The organism is Chitinimonas sp., from assembly GCF_041904975.1.
GTDB lineage: Bacteria > Pseudomonadota > Gammaproteobacteria > Burkholderiales > Chitinimonadaceae > Chitinimonas.
Genome location: NZ_JAYRLZ010000376.1, coordinates 1 through 3,300, shown reverse-complemented (window position 1 = coordinate 3,300; position 3,300 = coordinate 1). Strand labels below are relative to the sequence as shown.

Below are 3,300 nucleotides of genomic sequence, written 5' to 3'. Positions count from 1 at the left end.
TAGGCTCTGTTGACGTTTTGTTGCCGGTCGCGCCGGGTCGAGATTTGCGGCAAAGCAAGGCGGAACGAGCGCCGCATGGCGGGCCATGTCGGCGAATGACAACGCGGCCTGGCCGCAAGAATCGACGCGGCCCTGCCGGTTTCGCCGACAAAATGTCAACAGAGCCTGGCTGGTCGGTCAGCAGACATCATGAAAAGCAGTCGCCAACGCTTGGTTCGGCCGGCTGCTTTGCCTGGATTGTCGATGCGGCTGAGGCCGTAGCCCGCGTGTATCAAAAGCGCGCAGTCAAGCCCAGCACCGGACCCGAGGTGACGTCCGATACGTCCGACTGGGTATAGATACGGCCGAGGCTATCGGAGAGGCCGACATCATGGGCGGTTACCCGTTGATTGCGGTAGGCGAGCAAGGCGGTGAAATTGCTCAGCCGGCTATCCAGCGCGCCGAGCGAGTAGGCAAGGCCCGCCTCGCCTACAAAATAGCTGATGCTCAGTTCGCTGTTCTCCACCGTGTTTTTCGAGCGCAATCGGCCAAGGCCCAAGCCGCTATACAGGGTGAGCCCCTGCTGCAGCGGCGCGGCAAGACCGAGCGATGCTACCGGGCCGCGAATACGGATATTCGTCCAGGAAATATGTTTTTGCCCGATGCCGACACTGATTTGCGGCGTGATGTAGTAAGAAAGACTGACATCGCTTTCACTGCGCGGCACATTGATGCTGGTAATGCCATCGGCCAGGTTGAAGCTGCGCGGCATGGTGCTGGTGGCGGTCAAGGCCCAGTCGCCATAGCGCGCCGATACCATCGGGATGATCATCGTCTTGCTGTCGCGAACATGGCTTACCGTGCGCTGGGTGGTCTGGTTATTACCTGGCGGCAGGTTTGAGGAAAACGGAAAGCTGTTGGCGTCCCACTCATTGTGCCAGACCCGGAAGCCGGCATTGAACGACCAGGGTCTTGGTTCATCGCTGGCCTGCGCCGGCAAGGCGAAGGAGCAAAGCAGGGCCAGTGCGGCCGGTGCGATCAGTGTGCGGGTGTCGACCATTTTTTGCCTCGGAACAAGGTTGCAAGCCAGTTTCGGCGATATGGCCCGCATTCTAGCGAGTAAATTCGCCGCTGGCTGGCTTGCTTACTGAGGCATCATCCGGCAGTGCGGTTAAGATGAGGAGTGCGCCTGTCCATTTCCTGCCGTGCGCGCGGCGACCGTCGAGCTGGCCCTTCGCCGATCAGCCATGTTTTTACCCGCTAGCCCGCTGTACTCGGGCGAGCCAAGGAGGCGTGTGATGACTTTGCCGCAAATGCTGGCACGCAATACACTGTTTGCCGATCTGCATCCCGATGAGTTGCAGGATCTGGCGGCGCGCATGCATCGGGTCGAGCTGAAAAGCCGCGCCACGGTGTTCCGCCAGGGCGATGCGGCCGATCATTGCTATGTGGTGTTGAGTGGCCTGCTCAAGGTGGTTCTGGTCAATGAAGAGGGCAGTGAGACGGTGCTGTCCCTGCTTGGGCCGGGTACGACGTTCGGCGAGATCGCGCTGCTGGATCGGCAGCCGCGCAGCGCGACCGTGAGCTGCCATGAGCGTAGCGAGCTGGCCTGGATTGACCGGCAGAGTTTCGTATCGTTTCTCGACCAGCATCCCTATGTGCGCGACAAACTGATCGTGGCGCTGTGCCAGCGTGTGCGCACGCTTACCGAGCGGGTCGAACATCTGTCGGTGCTCGATGTGGCAGCGCGGCTGGCGCGAACTTTGCTGGCGCTGGCCGATGCGCATGGCACCGAGCTGCAGGGGCGACGTTACCTCACCCTGAAAATCTCGCAGGGCGAACTCGGTGGCATGGTGGGCGCCTCGCGCGAGAGCGTCAACAAGTTGTTGCGAAGCTGGACGGATAGCGGGGCAATCGATATCGTCGATGGCCGCCTGCAGCTGCTCAATCCAGCCGCACTGGAACATATTGCCGCGCCTGTGCTGGCACAGGGCATGGAGGAATCATGAAAAAACCGATGGTCGTCAGGGATCTGTTCTGGGTGCTGGCCTCCTGCATCGCAGTGGCGGCGCCGGAATGCAGCGGCTTGCGCATCGATGCCGCCGGTAGCGATGGCTACCGCAACGAGGCGCGCTGCGGCGGCGACGCTTTGGCGCTGGGTACTGGCAAGGTTGTGGTACAAAAGGGCGGCTTTGTCGAATTGCTCGATGGCAAGTCCGACCAGGCAACGCGCTTGCGCTGCGATGGCTGGGCCGACCGCAGCAGCGAGATCAAGTTGCAGGCCGGCACCGGCTGGCAGGGCCGGGTGGCGATGGCCGGCTGTTCATGGCGCAACGACGCGCTGACTTGCTCCGGCCGCAGCGAGCCGGTCTGCGTGGTGGAGCGGGTGCATGCGCTCAAGCAGAATGTGGCGGTGTATGCCACCGTGCAGGTGCGGGCGCTGGCCGGGCAGAACGATAGCGTGGCAATACGCGAGTGGCTCGATAAACACGCCGGCAAGCTGGACCATTGCCGGCGCCAGCTTGGCATGTCCTTGCCGCTACAGCTCAATCTCAAACTTGCTCAGGCCGGCCAGATCAGTCTGCCTGATGGCGCCGATGCCGCCAGCAAGGCACTGGGCACCTGTGTATTGCCCCTGCTGAACGGCCAACCGGTGCCTGCCGGCATGAACAGCGACTATGCGCTGGAATGGCGGCTTGAAGGGCAATGAGCCTCTGGCGCCATGCGCTGCTGGCGCTGCCGCTCACCCGCTGGAACTGGTGGCTGGCGGCAATGCTGACAGCGCTGCTTGCCTGGCTGTTGCTCGGGCTGAGCGGCATTCATCCGCTCTCCACCGCCCTTGCTGATCGCATTGTTGCTGCCAATCCGCGCCCGACCTCGTCTCACACCGCCCGGGTGGTTTTCGATGCCGGCATTCCGCTATCGGTATCGCGCGAACAGGCATTGACCCTCGATGCGCTGGCGCTGGAACGGCTGGCAGCGCTGGGCGCATCACATATCGTGCTGGACGGGCAGATTGCATTGCGCAATCGTCGCCAACAGCGCTTTGTCTCTTGTTTGCCGCCGCAAAACCAGCCGATTCCCTTGTGCAGCCTGCTGGGCGAAACGCCCTGCCTGAGCGCCCAGGGGCGCTCGCGCCAGGCGCCGCTTGACCTCGATGCGGCGGCGCACAGCCGCCTGGTCCTGCCGGAGCCGCTCAGTGATCGTACCCCGCCGCCCTATGTCTGGCTGTTTGGTAGTGCGGGCCGACCGCGCTTTGCCTCGCCCGAGTTGCCGGTTGGCGCCGATGGCCTGGTGCGCGCGGTACTCAGCGGGCCGGCA

General features: G+C 63.1%; 4 protein-coding genes. 3 read left to right on the top strand and 1 reads right to left on the bottom strand.

The annotated features are described in order from the left end of the window. Window positions 1-271: 271 nt before the first annotated feature. Window positions 272-1,039: a hypothetical protein gene (locus tag ACE3OH_RS21025; RefSeq protein WP_374357821.1), complete on the bottom strand. Its 768-nt coding sequence runs from the start codon at window positions 1,037-1,039 to the stop codon at window positions 272-274. Between the two features lie 238 nt (window positions 1,040-1,277). On the opposite strand from ACE3OH_RS21025, the gene ACE3OH_RS21020 reads away from it, so the two are divergent. The 3 genes from ACE3OH_RS21020 to ACE3OH_RS21010 all read left to right on the top strand — a co-directional run. Next, entirely contained in the window at window positions 1,278-1,988 is a 711-nt protein-coding gene (locus ACE3OH_RS21020; protein WP_374357818.1) for a Crp/Fnr family transcriptional regulator, read from the top strand. Continuing rightward, the gene (locus tag ACE3OH_RS21015; protein WP_374357816.1) at window positions 1,985-2,689 is read left to right on the top strand and encodes a hypothetical protein; all 705 of its coding nucleotides are present in this window, start codon (window positions 1,985-1,987) and stop codon (window positions 2,687-2,689) included. The genes ACE3OH_RS21020 and ACE3OH_RS21015 overlap by 4 nt, the downstream gene beginning before the upstream one ends. Then, window positions 2,686-3,300 (top strand): hypothetical protein (locus ACE3OH_RS21010; RefSeq protein ID WP_374357813.1); only part of this gene is annotated, 615 nt, incomplete at its 3' end. The genes ACE3OH_RS21015 and ACE3OH_RS21010, both read left to right, overlap by 4 nt.